The sequence below is a fragment of the Corynebacterium guaraldiae genome (assembly GCF_053480195.1).
The window spans coordinates 68,179-83,244 of record NZ_JBRBAU010000004.1 but is presented as its reverse complement, the minus strand read 5'-3'; the positions used below and the strand labels follow the sequence as shown (position 1 = coordinate 83,244).

The 15,066-nt window shown below is 60.9% G+C and carries 16 protein-coding genes; 8 read left to right on the top strand and 8 right to left on the bottom strand.

What is annotated here, in order from left to right; genetic code table 11:
- Positions 1-101 precede the first annotated feature (101 nt).
- Positions 102-524 carry a hypothetical protein gene (locus ACUY3D_RS04425; protein WP_448240395.1) on the top strand — a complete coding sequence of 141 codons (423 nt, stop codon included), beginning with the start codon at positions 102-104 and terminating at the stop codon, positions 522-524.
- A gap of 87 nt (positions 525-611) precedes the next feature.
- Here ACUY3D_RS04425 and ACUY3D_RS04420 read toward each other — a convergent pair whose 3' ends face one another.
- Both ACUY3D_RS04420 and ppgK read right to left on the bottom strand, forming a co-directional pair.
- Complete coding sequence (locus ACUY3D_RS04420; protein WP_448240394.1) at positions 612-2,084, bottom strand: RNA polymerase sigma factor; 1,473 nt, start codon at positions 2,082-2,084, stop codon at positions 612-614.
- Between the two features lie 201 nt (positions 2,085-2,285).
- A complete protein-coding gene (ppgK, locus tag ACUY3D_RS04415) occupies positions 2,286-3,083 on the bottom strand; it encodes a polyphosphate--glucose phosphotransferase (RefSeq protein ID WP_144014958.1) in 798 nt (265 codons plus the stop codon).
- A gap of 319 nt (positions 3,084-3,402) precedes the next feature.
- On the opposite strand from ppgK, the gene ACUY3D_RS04410 reads away from it, so the two are divergent.
- The gene (locus ACUY3D_RS04410) at positions 3,403-3,693 is read left to right on the top strand and encodes a DUF4193 domain-containing protein (protein ID WP_070531301.1); all 291 of its coding nucleotides are present in this window, start codon (positions 3,403-3,405) and stop codon (positions 3,691-3,693) included.
- A gap of 27 nt (positions 3,694-3,720) precedes the next feature.
- Here the strand turns inward: ACUY3D_RS04410 and ACUY3D_RS04405 are convergent, their stop codons facing one another.
- On the bottom strand, positions 3,721-4,248 hold the full coding sequence (locus ACUY3D_RS04405; RefSeq protein WP_448240393.1) for a DUF3093 domain-containing protein: 528 nt from the start codon (positions 4,246-4,248) through the stop codon (positions 3,721-3,723).
- 132 nt (positions 4,249-4,380) lie between these two features.
- Between ACUY3D_RS04405 and dut the strand changes: the two genes are divergently transcribed.
- The 5 genes from dut (at position 4,381) to dxs (ending at position 10,000) form a co-directional block, all read left to right on the top strand.
- Positions 4,381-4,857, top strand: a complete 477-nt coding sequence (gene dut, locus ACUY3D_RS04400; RefSeq protein ID WP_448240392.1) for a dUTP diphosphatase — start codon at positions 4,381-4,383, stop codon at positions 4,855-4,857.
- A gap of 122 nt (positions 4,858-4,979) precedes the next feature.
- Positions 4,980-5,876, top strand: a complete 897-nt coding sequence (locus tag ACUY3D_RS04395) for a DUF3710 domain-containing protein (RefSeq protein WP_448240391.1) — start codon at positions 4,980-4,982, stop codon at positions 5,874-5,876.
- A 205-nt stretch (positions 5,877-6,081) separates the two neighbouring features.
- Positions 6,082-6,708, top strand: a complete 627-nt coding sequence (locus ACUY3D_RS04390; RefSeq protein WP_185963377.1) for a DUF3159 domain-containing protein — start codon at positions 6,082-6,084, stop codon at positions 6,706-6,708.
- Positions 6,701-7,996 (top strand): class I SAM-dependent RNA methyltransferase, encoded by a 1,296-nt coding sequence (locus tag ACUY3D_RS04385; RefSeq protein WP_070531289.1) that lies wholly within the window; start codon positions 6,701-6,703, stop codon positions 7,994-7,996. The genes ACUY3D_RS04390 and ACUY3D_RS04385 overlap by 8 nt, the downstream gene beginning before the upstream one ends.
- Before the next feature lie 105 nt (positions 7,997-8,101).
- Positions 8,102-10,000 (top strand): 1-deoxy-D-xylulose-5-phosphate synthase, encoded by a 1,899-nt coding sequence (gene dxs / locus ACUY3D_RS04380; protein WP_070531286.1) that lies wholly within the window; start codon positions 8,102-8,104, stop codon positions 9,998-10,000.
- 19 nt (positions 10,001-10,019) lie between these two features.
- Here the strand turns inward: dxs and ACUY3D_RS04375 are convergent, their stop codons facing one another.
- On the bottom strand, positions 10,020-11,243 hold the full coding sequence (locus ACUY3D_RS04375) for an HRDC domain-containing protein (RefSeq protein ID WP_070683438.1): 1,224 nt from the start codon (positions 11,241-11,243) through the stop codon (positions 10,020-10,022).
- Position 11,244: 1 nt separating this feature from the next.
- A complete protein-coding gene (locus ACUY3D_RS04370) occupies positions 11,245-11,859 on the bottom strand; it encodes a DUF3000 domain-containing protein (protein WP_141748931.1) in 615 nt (204 codons plus the stop codon).
- A 176-nt stretch (positions 11,860-12,035) separates the two neighbouring features.
- On the opposite strand from ACUY3D_RS04370, the gene hemQ reads away from it, so the two are divergent.
- Positions 12,036-12,737 (top strand): hydrogen peroxide-dependent heme synthase, encoded by a 702-nt coding sequence (gene hemQ, locus ACUY3D_RS04365; RefSeq protein ID WP_070513174.1) that lies wholly within the window; start codon positions 12,036-12,038, stop codon positions 12,735-12,737.
- Between the two features lie 56 nt (positions 12,738-12,793).
- Here hemQ and msrB read toward each other — a convergent pair whose 3' ends face one another.
- The 3 genes from msrB to ACUY3D_RS04350 are packed head-to-tail and all read right to left on the bottom strand — an operon-like array spanning position 12,794 to position 15,062.
- The gene (msrB, locus tag ACUY3D_RS04360; protein ID WP_070522057.1) at positions 12,794-13,207 is read right to left on the bottom strand and encodes a peptide-methionine (R)-S-oxide reductase MsrB; all 414 of its coding nucleotides are present in this window, start codon (positions 13,205-13,207) and stop codon (positions 12,794-12,796) included.
- Positions 13,204-14,400: a glycosyltransferase 87 family protein gene (locus ACUY3D_RS04355; RefSeq protein WP_144675090.1), complete on the bottom strand. Its 1,197-nt coding sequence runs from the start codon at positions 14,398-14,400 to the stop codon at positions 13,204-13,206. The genes msrB and ACUY3D_RS04355 overlap by 4 nt, the downstream gene beginning before the upstream one ends.
- 11 nt (positions 14,401-14,411) lie before the next feature.
- Positions 14,412-15,062 carry a dihydrofolate reductase family protein gene (locus tag ACUY3D_RS04350; RefSeq protein WP_144675088.1) on the bottom strand — a complete coding sequence of 217 codons (651 nt, stop codon included), beginning with the start codon at positions 15,060-15,062 and terminating at the stop codon, positions 14,412-14,414.
- Positions 15,063-15,066: the final 4 nt, after the last annotated feature.

Genomic DNA, 15,066 nt, shown 5'->3' with positions numbered 1-15,066 from the left:
GAGCAGCGGGCAATGACCCCCGTACGCGGGGACTGCGCCCGCTGCCTTCGCATAAGATATCGGGCAGTGACCTAGCCGAGTCTTCGCGAAAGTGGGAAGTCATGACCCAGCCCGACTATGTGGAACCAAACTACTACGCAGCGGATCCGTACCAGGCTCCGTACCCGCAGGCTTATCCGAATTCCTATGCGGGTTCCTATGCGCCGGTGCCTTATGAAAGGCCATTCACTCCGAACCCGCTCGCCCCATGGGCACTGGGCTTGGCTATCCTTCCGCCACTTATCGACATCGCGCTGACACTCCTCATCAGCCCCGTTGGCTTCATGCTGTCGATGCTTACCATGATCACTGGGTGGTGCGCAGCAGGCCTTGGCGTTGCTGCGCTCATTCTCGGATCGGGGCGACGCCCTGAGCACAGGGGGACCGGTATGGCGGTGTGGGGAATGCTCATTGGCGTGGGCTGGAGCTACATTGCTCCTTTCGTTTCCATGGCACTGATTTTTGTCGTGGGGCCAAATTATTAGCCATCCAATGCGCATAGAGCGCGCAGAGCACAGAAGAAGCGGCGAGGAAGGTTAAACCTCCTCGCCGCTGAAATCTTTCTGCTCGCCCTAGTCTAGGTAGTCGCGCAACACCTGAGAGCGTGATGGGTGGCGCAGCTTGGACATCGTCTTGGACTCGATCTGGCGAATACGCTCGCGGGTAACGCCGTAGACTTGGCCGATTTCGTCTAAAGTGCGCGGCATGCCATCGGTCAGACCAAAGCGCAGACGAACCACGCCGGCCTCTCGCTCGGAGAGGGTCGTGAGCACGTCCTGGAGCTGATCCTGCAGCAAGGTAAAGGACACAGCGTCGACAGCAATGACCGCTTCGGAATCCTCAATGAAGTCACCGAGCTGGGAGTCGCCCTCATCACCGATGGTCTGGTCCAGAGAAATGGGCTCACGAGCATACTGCTGGATCTCCAGCACCTTCTCTTCGGTGATATCCATTTCCTTCGCCAGCTCCAGCGGGGTGGGCTCGCGGCCCAAGTCCTGCAGCAGCTCGCGCTGAATGCGGCCCAACTTGTTGATGACTTCCACCATGTGCACCGGGATGCGGATGGTACGAGCCTGATCAGCCATGGCGCGAGTAATGGCCTGGCGGATCCACCAGGTGGCATAAGTGGAGAACTTATAGCCCTTGGTGTAGTCGAACTTCTCAACGGCGCGGATTAGACCCAGGTTGCCTTCTTGGATGAGATCCAGGAAGGCCATGCCGCGGCCCGTGTAGCGCTTAGCCAAGGACACCACGAGGCGCAGGTTTGCCTCGAGGAGGTGGTTCTTAGCCTTGCGGCCGTCACGAGCGATGGCGCGCATGTCGCGCTTCTCCATGGGGGAGAGCTTGGCGGCCTTGTCGCCTTCAGCGCGAGCCTTCTCCATCTCGTCCATGCGGTACTGAGCGTAGAGGCCTGCCTCGATGCGCTTGGCCAGGGAGACCTCCTGCTCGGCGTTGAGCAGGGCGACTTTACCGATCTGCTTGAGGTAGGCGCGGACAGAGTCGGCCGAAGCAGTCAGCTCCGCGTCTTTACGGGCCTGACGCAGGGCAGCGGATTCATCCTCATCCCAGACGGAGGAGCCATCCTCCTCTTCGTCCTCGGAGTCCTCATTCTCCAAATCGTCATCATCGTCACCGAACTCGTCGTCCTCGTCCATCTCCGCGTTGTCCGGATCGAAGTCGATGTCGGCGTCATCGGACGTCTCGGCGTCCAACTCATCGGTCTGATCCTCTGCGAGGTCCTCCGAAGACTCGGCGCTTTCCGGCGAGGTTGCCTTCTTTGCCGCCGACTTGCGCACCGTCTTCTTGGCCGTCTTTTTCGCGGCCTTCTGGGCGGACTTGCGAGTAGTTTTCTTCGTTGCTTTCTTGGCCGTCTTCTTAGCCGTTTTCTTGGCGGTCTTCTTCGCAGTCTTTTTCGCGGTTTTCTTGGCCGTCTTCTTAGCGGTCTTTTTTGCCGTCTTCTTGGCGGTCTTCTGTGCAGGTGCAGATGCCTCGGAGGTGCTCTTGTCCTCGCCGAGTACCTGGTCTGAAGAATCAGTGGCTGCCACGTACGCCCTTTCGACTTGCTCTCTGAGTGGAAAATATGGGGACGCGCAAGTTTGTCGCGACTAGTCCCCGATGCTAGCCCGCCTCCGAGATGAGCGAGGGAGGCGCGCCGCTGGATATTCGATAATCGACAGCCCAGTATAGATCATTTTTGTCAACAGGCGGTGACTGGGGTCAACTAGGGAACGCTGGGACGATATAGATTAGGGGCGAATTCCTTCCTTCGCCGCCATTGCCGCGCCCACGATGCCCGCGCGATTGCGGAGCTGAGCAGCAACGACCGGTGTTTCAATTTTGAGGTGCTCGCCCCACTTGTCGAACTTGCGGGAGATTCCGCCACCGATCACAAAGGCTGAAGGGTTAAACAGCGCCTCATACTCGTGGAGTACGCGGTTGACGCGCTTTGCCCACTGCTTGGACTTGAGGCCTTCGCGTTCTTTGACTGCCGACGACGCCTGGTGCTCTGCTTCCTTCTCGCCAACGATAAGGTGGCCAATCTCCGTATTGGGGAAGAGCTGGCCGTCCAGAAGGAATGCGGAGCCGATGCCCGTGCCCAGGGTGAGGAAGATGACGGGGCCCGAACGTGCAATGTCATCACCGTAGGCCACTTCGGCGAGGCCGGCCGCGTCGGCGTCGTTAAGCACGGTGAAGGGCGCGTCGAGGTACTGGCTCAACAAATCCTGCGCATCCACGCCAATCCAAGACTTATCAATATTCGCCGCGCTGCGAATCACTTGGCCTTTCACCACAGCAGGCATCGTGATTCCGACGGGGCCGTCCCAGCCTTTTTTGGCGACGATTTGGGCAATTACCTTTGCTACGGCTTCCGGCGTAGCGGGCTGGGGAGTAGCGATCTTCAGACGGTCACCGACGAACTCGCCTGTCGCGAGGTCTACCTCGGCGCCCTTGATGCCGGAGCCCCCAACATCAATGCCAAAGGAATGGCCCTGGTGCTCAAGGCTCAATGTCGTGTCCTGGTGCTGTGCTTCTTGCGCGGTCATACTGACAGTCTATGTTGAGCGCGGCGTTGATGTGGCAACAGTGTGAGTTTCGTATCGCTGGCGGAGTCGGCACTGTGCCGTTCCCGTATTAGTGACCGCATTGTGGGTGGGTGTGAGGAGTGATACTCAGAAAAATATCCAGCACTCCAAGAACGGTGAATGCCCAGCTCATCCTATTAAAATTCGCAGGGTAGGGGGTAGAGGGGTGGGGCGGTTGGTGCCCCCATCGCGGGGCGAGTGTGACACGGGGGCTTGCGTGGTTTAGGATGCCGTCGATAAATAGACGTACCAATCAATCTGACTCACAGGGGCAAGCATTATGGCCACCGATTACGACGCACCGCGTCGCCGCGCAGAAGACGACCTCGAGACCGATTCCCTCGAAGGCCTGAAGGCGGCTGAAAACGATAACAACGGCATGGATGACGATGGTGAAATCGTCGAGGCTTTTGAGCCGCCGTCAGTGGACCTGACCGGTGAGGAACTCAATGTCACCGTCGTGCCGCGTAAAGAAAACGAATTCACTTGTTCTGTGTGCTACCTGGTGCAGTCCAATAAGCGCCTCGACCACGAAGAGGATGGGCAGCCAGTCTGCATGGACTGCGCCTAGCGCAGCAGTTTATCCTGCGCGCGATGTTTAGCCCTCGGAGGCTGCTGCCTGTTCTGGAAGGAAGGCCGCGAGGAGCTTTTCGGGGTTGGTGGAGCCGATGAGCCAATAGGGGGTGGGATCCTCTGGGTCGTCGAGGACGAGCATGACGTGCTCAGGAACCCAGCCATGCGTGACAAGGAAAGCAGCCGGATCGAGCTGTGGTCCCAGCGCATTGCGCCGCGCGGTGGCCGGCACCGCGGTACTGCGGGAGACAACATCGCTAGGCAGCTGTGCGTCCTTCACGGTGAGCCACCGGGTGCCATCGGCATCCTGCTCCACTTGAACTACTGTGTTGGACCACGTCACTAGCACCCACACGGCGATGGCGCTAAGCAGAACGGCGGGAATGATGACCCACATGATGCCGCGGTTGAGGCTGACTGTGGCCGTGGAAATCACCACGACGAACGCAGCCATGAACCACCAGTACCACGGCACCCATTGGCGCTCGCGATAGAGGATGACGGGGGATTCAGCGGACGCTGTGGGGGGAACAGACGATGCACTCGAAGTCATGGCCTTTGAGTCTAGTCGTCGGGGAAGGGTAGAACCCAACGCAACCTAAGACACCGGGTAAGCGCGGTAGACACGGCGCTAAGCTCCATCCCTCAGGGTGGGGGATGGTGAGGACAAGGTAGGCTGGGCCGCGTGAATGAGCAACACCCCCTTGTAGATCCGGTAAGTCCATTCGGAGACATTCAGATCAAGCGCCTTGATAAGGAGCTTCCGCTGCCGCAGCGAGCCCATCGTGGCGATGCTGGTGCGGATCTCTACGCCGCGCATGACGTTACTCTGCGCCCCGGTGAGCGTGCGCTTGTCGGCACTGGCATTGCTCTTGCTTTGCCGATGGGCACGGTAGGTTTGGTCCACCCGCGTTCGGGCTTGGCAGCCAAGCACGGGATTTCCGTGGTCAACACGCCGGGCACCATCGATGCGGAGTATCGCGGTGAAATTAAGGTGTGCCTTATTAATCACGATCCCGATAAGACCTTTGAGGTCGAGCGCGGGATGCGAATTGCCCAGCTTGTTGTCCAACGAGTGGAGCTCGTGGGCTTCCGCGAAGTCGAGGAACTCGATGACACCGCTCGCGGCGACGGCGGGTACGGATCCACTGGCGTTAACTGAATCGGTTGCTCGTGGTAAGGCCTGCGGGTTCGCCGGCCCATACCGAGCAACCGCACATCCGGCAAACACAAGTTATCCGGTACAAGACAGAACAAGACACAGAATGAGGAAGGCACAAAACCATGGCGATGTGGCCCTTTGGCAAAAAGAAAAAAGATGCTGACAAGGAGACACCGGCCGAACCATCGTCGGCGGAGAGCTTGGCAGCAGAGGCCGGAGAGAGCTCGACTTCTGAGGGGCCTGCGCAGATCAGCACAGGGCTGGTCCGCGAGGACCAAGAAGACGTCGAAGGTGTTGCCGGGGTAAAAGCCGTGGCGCACGACGCCATCAACGGTGAGATGGGCCCCTACGACGGCGACAACGTGGATATCGCCGAGTTCAACTTCGAGGACTTCTCCGTCGGCCTTTTGGACCTGGGCTCGATGCGCATCCCGCTGCCGAAGGGCTCGCAGGTGCAGGTAGAAATGGGCCAAGACGGCCCTCGTATGCTCCACATTCTTACGCCGCACGGACGCATGACGCCCGTGGCCTTCGCCGCGCCGCGCACGCCGGGGCAGTGGGCGGAATCTGCCAAGGACATCGTCAAGGGTTTGGAAGCAGATGGGTTTACAGCGCATCCGGAGGATGGTCCTTGGGGTTCTGAAATCGTCGGCACCAGTGATAAGGGCGGAATCCGAATCATTGGTGTGGAAGGGCCGCGGTGGATGTACCGTTTGACCTTGGCAGCTCCTGCGGGCAAGGAAGAGGAGCTAGCGCAGCTGGGACGCGAAGTCGTCGCGCGCACCTTTATCTATCGCGGCGAGCAGCCAATTCTTGCCGGAAGTTCACTTCCCGTGATGCTGCCGCAGCAGCTCGCTGAGCAAGTCCAGCAGGCGCTTAAGGAGCGCCAGCAACAGGCAGCGCAACCATCCAGCGCTCAAAACTCCGCGCCAGCGGATAATGCTGCCGGCGCCGAAAGCGGCGCGGAGGCCGAGGCTCGCAAACAATTGCGCAATCTCGACGACCACGAGAACAAGTAGCGCGCCCTATGCCATTGGCCGTGACCCTCCCGGCTATTACCGAAAAGGATTGTTGAAACTCGTGACCACCCCTACGCCCGAAGGGCGCGATACCACCGAACACGGCGCTACGCCCGCCTCTGAGGCCTCCACGAATACTGAGACACCACAACAGACTGCAGCAGCGACCCCAGCGCCTGAGGCAGAACCGTCGCTGCTCGAACAAATGGGAGGCCTGACCGGTCTGGTGTCTGCGACCCTGCCCGTGCTGGTTCTCATTCCGGTTAACAACATGTGGGGCCTGGGGCCTGCATTGGCCGCAGCGCTCGGTGTGGCGCTGGCCATCAGCCTGTGGCGTTTGGCGCGCAAAGAAACTCTGCAGCCAGCATTTTCCGGGTTGCTGGGTGTCGCCATCTGCGCTGGCATCGCGTGGTTTACAGGAGACGCCAAGGGCTACTTCCTTTATGGAATTTGGATGTCGCTCGTGCTGTTTATCGCGGCGGTTGTCTCCATCATCGTGCGCTGGCCGCTTGTCGGCGTGGTGTGGAAAGGCCTAAACGGCGATGGCATGGGGTGGCGAATCGTGCCGAAGGCGCGGCGAGCCTATGCCTTGGCAACGGCGGGTTGGGCCGCGGTCTTCATTGCCCGTTTCGTGGTGCAGCGCGCGCTTTACGACGCCGATGCCACCACTACCCTCGGCATCGTTCGCATCCTCATGGGGTGGCCGCTAACCGGCATCGTCACCATCTTGACCGTCTGGATGGTTCGCCGTGCCAACGCCGCGGTGGAGGAATCACAGGGCGTAGAAGGAACACAGAGCTCCGAAGACACCAAGGAGAGGATCCATGACTGAGAGTGCTTACAACGCTGCTGATTCAAGCGTTGTCAAAGGGGCGTCCTTCGACACCACCATCGAACGCATGGGGCACGGCGGTGTCGGAATCGGTCAGGCGCCCGACGGGCGCGTGTGTTTCGTCCCCAGTGCTTTCCCGGGCGACCAGGTGAGGGCGACAGTTACCAAGGCGAAGAAGTCCTTCGTGGAAGCGGAGATAATATCCGTCCTCCAGCCAGGTGAGTACCGCGTCGAGTCTTCGTGTCCCGCGGCACAGCGCGGTGCAGGTTGCTGCGATTTCGCCGAGCTAAATCCTGCGGCGGAACCAGGAATCAAGGCCGCCGTCTTGCGCGATCAACTACATAGGGTGGCCCGGCTTGAGGATGTGCCCGAGATTGAGGCTATCGATGTCGCACCGCAGCGCGGGTGGCGCACGAGGGTACGGCTGGGCGTCGACAAGCAAGGCCGTGCCGGTGTGCGCAAGCGCGGCTCCACTGAGCTGATTACAGACGTGGCGTGCAGCCAGCTGGTGCCGGGCCTCGTCGCAGGTCTGGTGGGGCCTGGTGCTCGCACCTTTAGCCCTGGCGCGGAGGTTATTGCGGTCATGGACAGCGATGGCAACCGCCACGTCGTCGAGACACGGAAAGCACCGCGCGGCCGGCGCATAGAGACTATCCGGGAAGTAATCGAGGCCCCGACCGAGGACGTCGTGCAGCGTGCCGACGGTCACGAGTTCCGTTTCCCGGCCACCGCCTTTTGGCAGGCGCACGTGGGCGCGCCTGACGTGTACACCAGTCTCGCACGCGAGTGGCTTGCTGTGGAGGCGGGAGAAAGCAGTGCCGCAGATGAATCCGCGGTCGACGCAGTGGCTTGGGATCTCTATGGAGGGGTAGGGCTTTTCGTTCCTGCTCTGGCTGAGGCCACGGCGCCCCAGGGCGGACACACCACCGTGTTTTCTGTCGATTACTCGCCGGCGGCTGCGGCGGCACAGCCGGGTCTTGCAGCGTATGACGTGCACTTTCGCACCGACAAGGTGGAGCAGGTAGCGAGCCAATTGCCAAAGCCAACGACGGTGGTTTTGGATCCGCCGCGCACCGGTGCTGGCCGGGATGTGGTGGGCGCAATTGCTGAGGCAGCGCCGCAACGCGTTCTGCACATCGGATGCGATCCCGCTACCTTTGCCCGCGATATCGCCGCGTGGTCTGAGAGCGGCTACCGCATACTGCACTTAGCAATGGTGAATGCTTTTCCCGGAACGCACCACTTTGAAACCCTGGCGCTGTTGGTCCCCGCGGCACAGGTGGCATAGCTTTCGCTTCGAGTGCTGCCGGGGCAATGATTGACGTGTCACGTGTGTTAGCGGGTACGGTGGTAGAGAAGAAAACGATCGATGAAGGGGTTTAAGGCAAGCTCTATGGGCATTCTGGATTCCATTCAATCACCAGGCGATCTCAAAGCCCTGAGCAAGACGCAACTGGGTGAGCTCGCGGCGGAGATTCGCCAGCGCTTGATTGAGAAGGTGTCCGCTACCGGCGGTCACCTTGGCCCTAATTTGGGTGTTGTGGAGCTCACTGTGGCGATCCACCGCGTCTTCGATTCCCCGCGAGATCCCATCGTCTTTGACACCTCCCACCAGGCATATGTGCATAAGATGCTCACGGGCCGTGCCGATCAATTCGATACGCTGCGCCAGAAGGGCGGGTTGTCCGGCTACACGGACCGCGGGGAGTCTGAGCACGACTGGACGGAATCCTCCCACGCCTCGGCGTCACTGTCTACGGTGGACGGCCTGTCCAAGGCCTTCAAGATTCGCGGTGAATCGCACCGCAATGCCGTGGCGGTTGTCGGTGACGGCGCCCTGACGGGTGGCATGTGTTGGGAAGCGCTCAACAACATTTCTGCGGATAAAGACCGCAACGTTGTTATCATCGTGAATGACAATGGCCGCTCCTATTCACCGACCATCGGCGGACTCTCAGAGAACCTTGGGCGCATCCGCGCGCAGCATGGCTATGACGAGTTCATGGCGCTGGGCAAGAAGCGCCTGAAGTCCATGGGCTGGGTAGGTGAGCGCACCTTTGACGCTTTGCATGCGGTCAAGGAAGGCGTGAAGTCCACCGTCCTGCCCACCGAGATGTTCCCAGAACTGGGCATCAAATACATTGGTCCGATTAACGGACACGATATCGACGCCGTGGTCCGGGCACTGAGCTACGCCCGCGACTATGACGGCCCCATCATCGTGCATACGGTCACGGAGAAGGGCCACGGCTTCGCACCAGCGGTCAATGAGCCGAAGGACCAGATGCACTCCACAGGGGCTATCGATCCAGTCACCGGTGTGTCCAAAGGACAGAAGCAACCGGGATGGACTGCGGCCTTCTCCGAGGAACTCATCAAGGCCGGTCATGCCCGCGAGGATATTGTGGCGATAACCGCCGCTATGGCAGGCCCAACGGGATTAGCTCCATTCCAGGAGGAATTCCCAGAGCGCTTCTTCGATGTCGGAATTGCAGAACAACATGCCATGGCCTCTGCGTCAGGCCTGGCGCTGGCAGGTATGCACCCGGTGGTGGCGGTGTATTCAACCTTCCTCAACCGCGCAGTGGACCAAGTGGTCATGGACATCGCGTTGCTGAAGCTGCCCGTCACCATCGTTCTTGATCGCGCCGGTGTCACAGGATCCGATGGTCCCTCGCACAATGGTGTCTGGGACATGGCGCTGATGAGCATCGTCCCGGGTATGCGCATCGCCGCACCGCGCGATGGTGCCCGCTTAAGGGAGCTCTTCAATGAAGCAATCGCCATCGAGGATGGCCCGACGGTAGTGCGTTTCCCTAAGGGCAACCTGCTGGATGATTGTGAGGAGCTCGAGCGCCTCGATGATGGCGTCGATATCCTGCGTTATTCCGATGCTGCTGAATCAGCGGCCGAAGCAACGGATGTTCTGATCGTCTCCATCGGCGCCATGAGTGCTCGGTCCTTGGGGGCCGCCGAGCGGTTGGAAGCCGAAGGCTTCAACGTGACCGTCGTTGATCCGCGTTGGCCGGTTCCGGTCCCACAATCCATTATCGCGCTGGCTGCGGATCATGACCTCGTGGTCACGGTGGAGGACGGGATCCTGCGTGGCGGCGTGGGTTCCATGGTGGCCGAAGCACTCGATGCTGCCGATGTGGATACCCCTGTGCACCGACTCGGCGTGCCGGGCTGTTTCCCCAAGCACGCCAGCCGCGGTGAGGTTCTTGAGGAATTCGGGCTGACTCCGGAGGGAATCGCGGAGTCCGTCAGCGAGTGGGTAGCTGCTCGCAGCTAAGAACGCGGGCGAGTGGGCGCTACTGCTCTAGCCCGTGGCGCAAAAGCGGGGAGGCAAGCTCGATTTGCCACTCGCGCGCGCCCTGGGAGCGTAGGAAATCGGGGATATCCGCAGCATCTGTGATTTCCCCGGCGACGCCACCCTCTGGGCCACACGCCGCCCACACGGCCATGCGCAGCAGGCTGGGTTTGAGAATGAGCTCGTAGCTCATGCCGAGCTCATCGCCGAGGTCCTCGAAGTCACTACGGATTTCGGTGTAGAGCTGCCACAGTTCGGGGAACTCCCGGCTAAAAACTGATTTGGAAGGAACCGGGCGCGGGCTGCGCAGCACCTTCGGCCATTGCTGGCGCGGGCTGGCCAGTGCGGTTTCAACCGCGTCGAACCACCGCAAGGTCGCACCCCCGCGGCGTCGGGGAAAACCTTTGATTTGGTTGATTTCGCGTGGCGAGCGGGGCACGCGGCGAGCAATGTCCACCAACACGCGGTGCGGTAGCACTCGGTTGGGGGCCACGTCTTGGGTGCGCGCGATAGATTCGCGGCGCTGCCACAGCTCGCGAGCCACGGCGAGCTGTTCGCCGGAGCGAAGCGAGGACACGCCCTTGAGATCCCGCCACGAGCGGGGCTCGGGGCCCGTAATGCGCGCGTGGTCGTCGACTATCTTCTCAAACTCCTCATAGGCCCAGTCGAGCTTTTCCTCCTCCGCGAGGATATCGCGCAAGGTCACAGCGAGCTCATTGAGTAACTCCACGTCAAGCGCCGCATAATTGCGCCACGACCGGGGAATGGGGGTTTCGGACCAGTCGGAATCGCCGTAGCCTTTTTCCAATTGGACGTCGAAAAGCTCCAGCACCATTGCTGCCAAGTTGGGGTGGGCAAAGCCGGCGAAGCGGGCGGCCAGCTCGGTATCGAAGAGCCTGCCTGGGTACAAGCCCAGCCAGGCAAGGCAAGGAAGATCGGAGGGGGCCGCATGGACGACCCATTCTTGGCCGTTGAGCGCCGGTGCTAAGGCCGCGCGGAGCTCAGCCCTGTGGTGTTCCGGGGCGAGCAAAAAAGTGCCCGCACCTTCTCGGCGAATTTGTACAAGGAACGCGCGATCGTCATAGCGGTAAGCTGACGCGCGTTCGGTGTCGATGGCGAAGGGGCCAGTTCCAGCTGTCAGGCGGTCGGCGGCGGCGTGAAATTCACGGGGAGAAAGCAGGACCTTTGGTGTTCCGTCAACCGGTACCTGGCGCAGTTCAGTCATGTTAGCGCCCGAGCTCCGCTACGCCTTCTGGTGGCAGTCCTGCGACGAGGGAAAGAACCTGCGCAAAAGCTTCCACGTGTGGGGCAAGATCCAGGCCAGAAGCGGTCCAGGAGGCGCGCATTTCTAGTTGGTAGGCGCGCGGCGGGCCGCCGATCTCGCCGAAACGAACCGAGGCGGTCGACGTGACGGTGCCGCCCAGGTTCGTATGGGTCGCCTCGTGCACGTCAAGGGATTCGGTAAGCCATTCCCAGGCGACGTCGGGAAGCAGCGGGTCTCCTGCTACGGCATCGTCCAAGTCTGCTTGGATATAGGCCACCAGGCGCATCGCACCCTCCCAGGCCTCCTCAGCGCCCGGATCGTGGAGCAGGATGAGGCGGCCGAAGGCATCGCCGTCAGAGTCAGTGGGGATGTTGTCCCCATGCTCGTTGCGCTCAACTTCCAAGCCGATGGCGTGGCTGAACGGCGCTAGGCGCTGCGGTGGGCGGATGGTGCCCAACGTGATTTCTGGGCGCAGCTGTGCGGCATGGAGGGACTCAACGGCCTCCGTGAAGGCGGCCGGGGTGCTCGGCTCCGCAGGGCGCGAATCGGCGGGGGAGGCGGCGGCGCGATCGTGCAGGTTGGTCGGTGCCCCTGCGAGGTTGCGCGAAGAAACGTCGGAATTGCTCACGGGGAACAACGTATAAGCTCCGCCCTCGTGGCGGTGGAAGGCGCGCCGAAAGGCTAGTGGCGCGAGGGGTCGTCTCCAACTTATGATGGATGCGAAACTCTGTCGGTTGAAAGAAGGAGAAAGGCATGTCGAAGGTCAACTTTGCCGAGCTCAATAAGGTCCAGCGCTATTCGCAGCACGCGGTTTTTCAAGTAATCCCCGGTGCGCTGGGCACCGAGCGCGAGGAGATCGTGGCGCAGGCACAGAAGTTCTTCGCGGAATTGGAGGAAGCAGGCGTGGTTACCGTTCGCGGTATCTATGATCTCTCCGGGATGCGGGAGAGCGCTGACTTCATGATCTGGTGGCACGCTGAAGAATTCGCCGACATCCAGAAGGCCTTCGCGGACTTCCGCCGCGAGACCGTCCTGGGCCAGGTTTCTGAGGTGACGTGGGTAGGAAATGCTTTGCACCGCCCGGCAGAGTTCAACAAGTCTCACCTGCCGTCCTTCATTATGGGCGAGGAGCCCGGTGAGTGGATTTCCGTCTACCCCTTCGTGCGCTCTTATGACTGGTACACCATGGATGAGGAAAAACGCCGCCGCATCCTCATGGAGCATGGCATGCAGGCACGTGATTATCCGGACGTACGCGCCAACACCGTGCCAGCCTTCGCGCTGGGTGACTACGAGTGGATCCTGGCCTTTGAGGCCCCGGAGCTGCACCGCATCGTGGACTTGATGTACCTCATGCGCTACACCGAGGCTCGTCACCACGTGCGCGAGGAGATTCCTTTCCACACCGGCCGCCGCGTGAAGGACGTGGCTGAGCTCATTGCGATCCTGCCTTAAGAACTGCGATAATTCGCGGTAGCTGCCGCGAAAAGCGCCGGAAGCCGGTTGAGGGTTTAGTCCTCGACCGGCTTTTCTTCTAGATCCAGGCAGATGGAATTGATGCAGTAGCGCAGGTCCGTCGGCGTATCGTAGCCCTCACCCTCGAAGACGTGGCCGAGGTGGGATTCACAGTTAGCGCACAGTACCTCGATGCGGCGCATGCCCAGTGAATTGTCTTCGCGCTCAATGATGGCGTCACCGGCCAAAGGGGAGAAGAAGGACGGCCAGCCGCAGTGCGACTCAAATTTTTCCGTGGAGCGGAAGAGCTCGGCACCACAGGCGCGGCAGGAGTACACGCCTTCGGTAGTCGTGTTGGTGTACTCGCCGACGTGCGGTGCTTCCGTTCCGGCCTCACGCAGAACGTGGTACTCCTCGGGGCTTAACCGCTTGCGCCATTCGGTATCTGCAATGAGCTTGAAATCAGTCATGCTGGGAGTTTATCGCTAGCTTGAGGCTTTGGGCTAGTGCCTCTCTCCGCGGACCACCAGCCGGCTACGGTGGTGGCGGTCACCACGATGAGCAGTCCCCACCCGATGGTGGCGATGAAGACGCTCATCCAGTGTGCGGCGGTGGGCATGCTTGTCGACGTCCACTCGAGCGGCGCCAAGAATAAAAATGCGGCCAACCATGCTCCCCATGTGTGGAAGACCGAGCGTGCAAGCATCACCGTAAACAGCATGGGGATAAGCCACATGGAGTAGTACTGCTGACCCAGGGAGGAAAGGAAAAAGATGCCGGCCATGATGACACCACTTGTGCTCAGCGCCCAGAAGGTGGGATCGCTGTCGCGCCAGCGTAAAAGCCCAAGGATGCCTACTGCCGCTAGTGCCGCGAACAGGATCCAGATGGGGTAGTAGATAATGCCGGGCAGATCGAAGTAGGCGCGCACGCCCGGCCATGATGCGTTGGCATAATCGCGCGTTGTGGCCAGGTAGGGAAGAAGGTTGGCGCGGAAGCCTTCCACGCCCGGAACGAACGGCCAAGCAGCAAGGTTGGCTACCAGCGGTATAGCCATGCCCAAACCTAAGGTGAGCCAGCGCTTGCGCACCAAGGCGAGGAAGAGCAGCGGGGCAAATTGCGGCTTAACCAGAATCGCCAGACCGATGCACAGCCCGGCGGCCCATCCGTGTTTATCCAACAAGACCAGAAACGCCACCATGGCGAGTAGAAGCACGCCGTTGATATTGGTAAAGACCAACGTGTTGATGACTGATTCGGTAGCGAAGGCAGCAGCGATGCTGACTGGCCACAAGGGGCCTCGCAGGCCGTGGCCTACGAAGCGAGTCAGTAGGGCCAAGGCGGCGACGATGGCCGCGGCGTTGGCCAGGATGAAGGCGATGCGCGCGTGTTCCTCGGAAACAAGCCCCAAGGGGGATAGGAGGAGCGTTGCGCCCGGGTTGTATAGGTAGAGCGGCTCGACGAAGGAATAGTTCTGTTCGTAGACCGGGTTGCCCTCCCACAGGTTCCGGATTGCGCGGTAGACGGTGCCGAAATCATCGGTCACCGTGCCGTTGAAGGCGAGCACGAACACGCGATGGAAAACCAAGACTATGGCGGCGGGCCACGCGGCGGCCGTCCACAGTCGCGCGGAATCTGAGGTTGAGGGAGCCGGAGAAGTCACGGCAGCACAGTTTACGGTGTTTGGGTTCGTCGATAGCGCAGAAACACCGTGCTGTCGACAGCAGCAACGTTCTCCAACTCGAGCTTGAGCGCAGGGGAGGTGGCTTTGCCATCGACGACGGGCTTTTCGACGGAGGGCGATAGGTGCGGGTCGAGCGTCAAATAGAGCTTGTCCACAAGCCCTTCGGCGATAAAGGCGGAGTACACGGAAGGGCCGCCCTCACAACTGATGCGGCGTGCGCCCTGGGCGCGAAGGGCAGCAATAGCCTCGCTCATGGTTCCGGTACCTGTGCTGATGACTTCGGCGCCGGCGTCGGCTAAGCGCCGTGCCTCGGGTGACGATGCGCGTTCCTCCGGGGTAAGAACAATGGGGCCGGAGGCTATAAACTCTTCGAACCCGGCAAAGTCAAGGGAGTGACTGAGTACGGCGAGCCGCGTGCTTGTCGACGGTCCGTACTCTTCCGACTTCACCGTGGCTGAGCCGACGACGGCAATGTCGGCCCACTCGCGCAGTGCAGCGAAGAGTTGAGCGTCGGTGCCGTTGCCCATTGGCCCTGAGGTTCCATCGATGGTGGCGGAGCCGTGGAGAGTGCTCACCGCAATCAAGCGGATTCCTTCTCGGTCGGGCCCCATGAGGTGTTTTATCAGAGCAGTGTCACTCATGGCG

What these genes read in the sequence shown, in the direction of transcription:
- ACUY3D_RS04350 (WP_144675088.1), bottom strand. Translation starts at nt 15,062, where the DNA reads ATGAGTGACACTGCTCTGATAAAACACCTCATGGGGCCCGACCGAGAA.
- ACUY3D_RS04385 (WP_070531289.1), top strand. Translation starts at nt 6,701, where the DNA reads ATGACTGAGAGTGCTTACAACGCTGCTGATTCAAGCGTTGTCAAAGGG.
- hemQ (WP_070513174.1), top strand. Translation starts at nt 12,036, where the DNA reads ATGTCGAAGGTCAACTTTGCCGAGCTCAATAAGGTCCAGCGCTATTCG.
- ACUY3D_RS04405 (WP_448240393.1), bottom strand. Translation starts at nt 4,248, where the DNA reads ATGACTTCGAGTGCATCGTCTGTTCCCCCCACAGCGTCCGCTGAATCC.
- msrB (WP_070522057.1), bottom strand. Translation starts at nt 13,207, where the DNA reads ATGACTGATTTCAAGCTCATTGCAGATACCGAATGGCGCAAGCGGTTA.
- ACUY3D_RS04375 (WP_070683438.1), bottom strand. Translation starts at nt 11,243, where the DNA reads ATGACTGAACTGCGCCAGGTACCGGTTGACGGAACACCAAAGGTCCTG.
- dxs (WP_070531286.1), top strand. Translation starts at nt 8,102, where the DNA reads ATGGGCATTCTGGATTCCATTCAATCACCAGGCGATCTCAAAGCCCTG.
- ACUY3D_RS04390 (WP_185963377.1), top strand. Translation starts at nt 6,082, where the DNA reads ATGGGAGGCCTGACCGGTCTGGTGTCTGCGACCCTGCCCGTGCTGGTT.
- ppgK (WP_144014958.1), bottom strand. Translation starts at nt 3,083, where the DNA reads ATGACCGCGCAAGAAGCACAGCACCAGGACACGACATTGAGCCTTGAG.
- ACUY3D_RS04410 (WP_070531301.1), top strand. Translation starts at nt 3,403, where the DNA reads ATGGCCACCGATTACGACGCACCGCGTCGCCGCGCAGAAGACGACCTC.
- ACUY3D_RS04425 (WP_448240395.1), top strand. Translation starts at nt 102, where the DNA reads ATGACCCAGCCCGACTATGTGGAACCAAACTACTACGCAGCGGATCCG.
- ACUY3D_RS04395 (WP_448240391.1), top strand. Translation starts at nt 4,980, where the DNA reads ATGGCGATGTGGCCCTTTGGCAAAAAGAAAAAAGATGCTGACAAGGAG.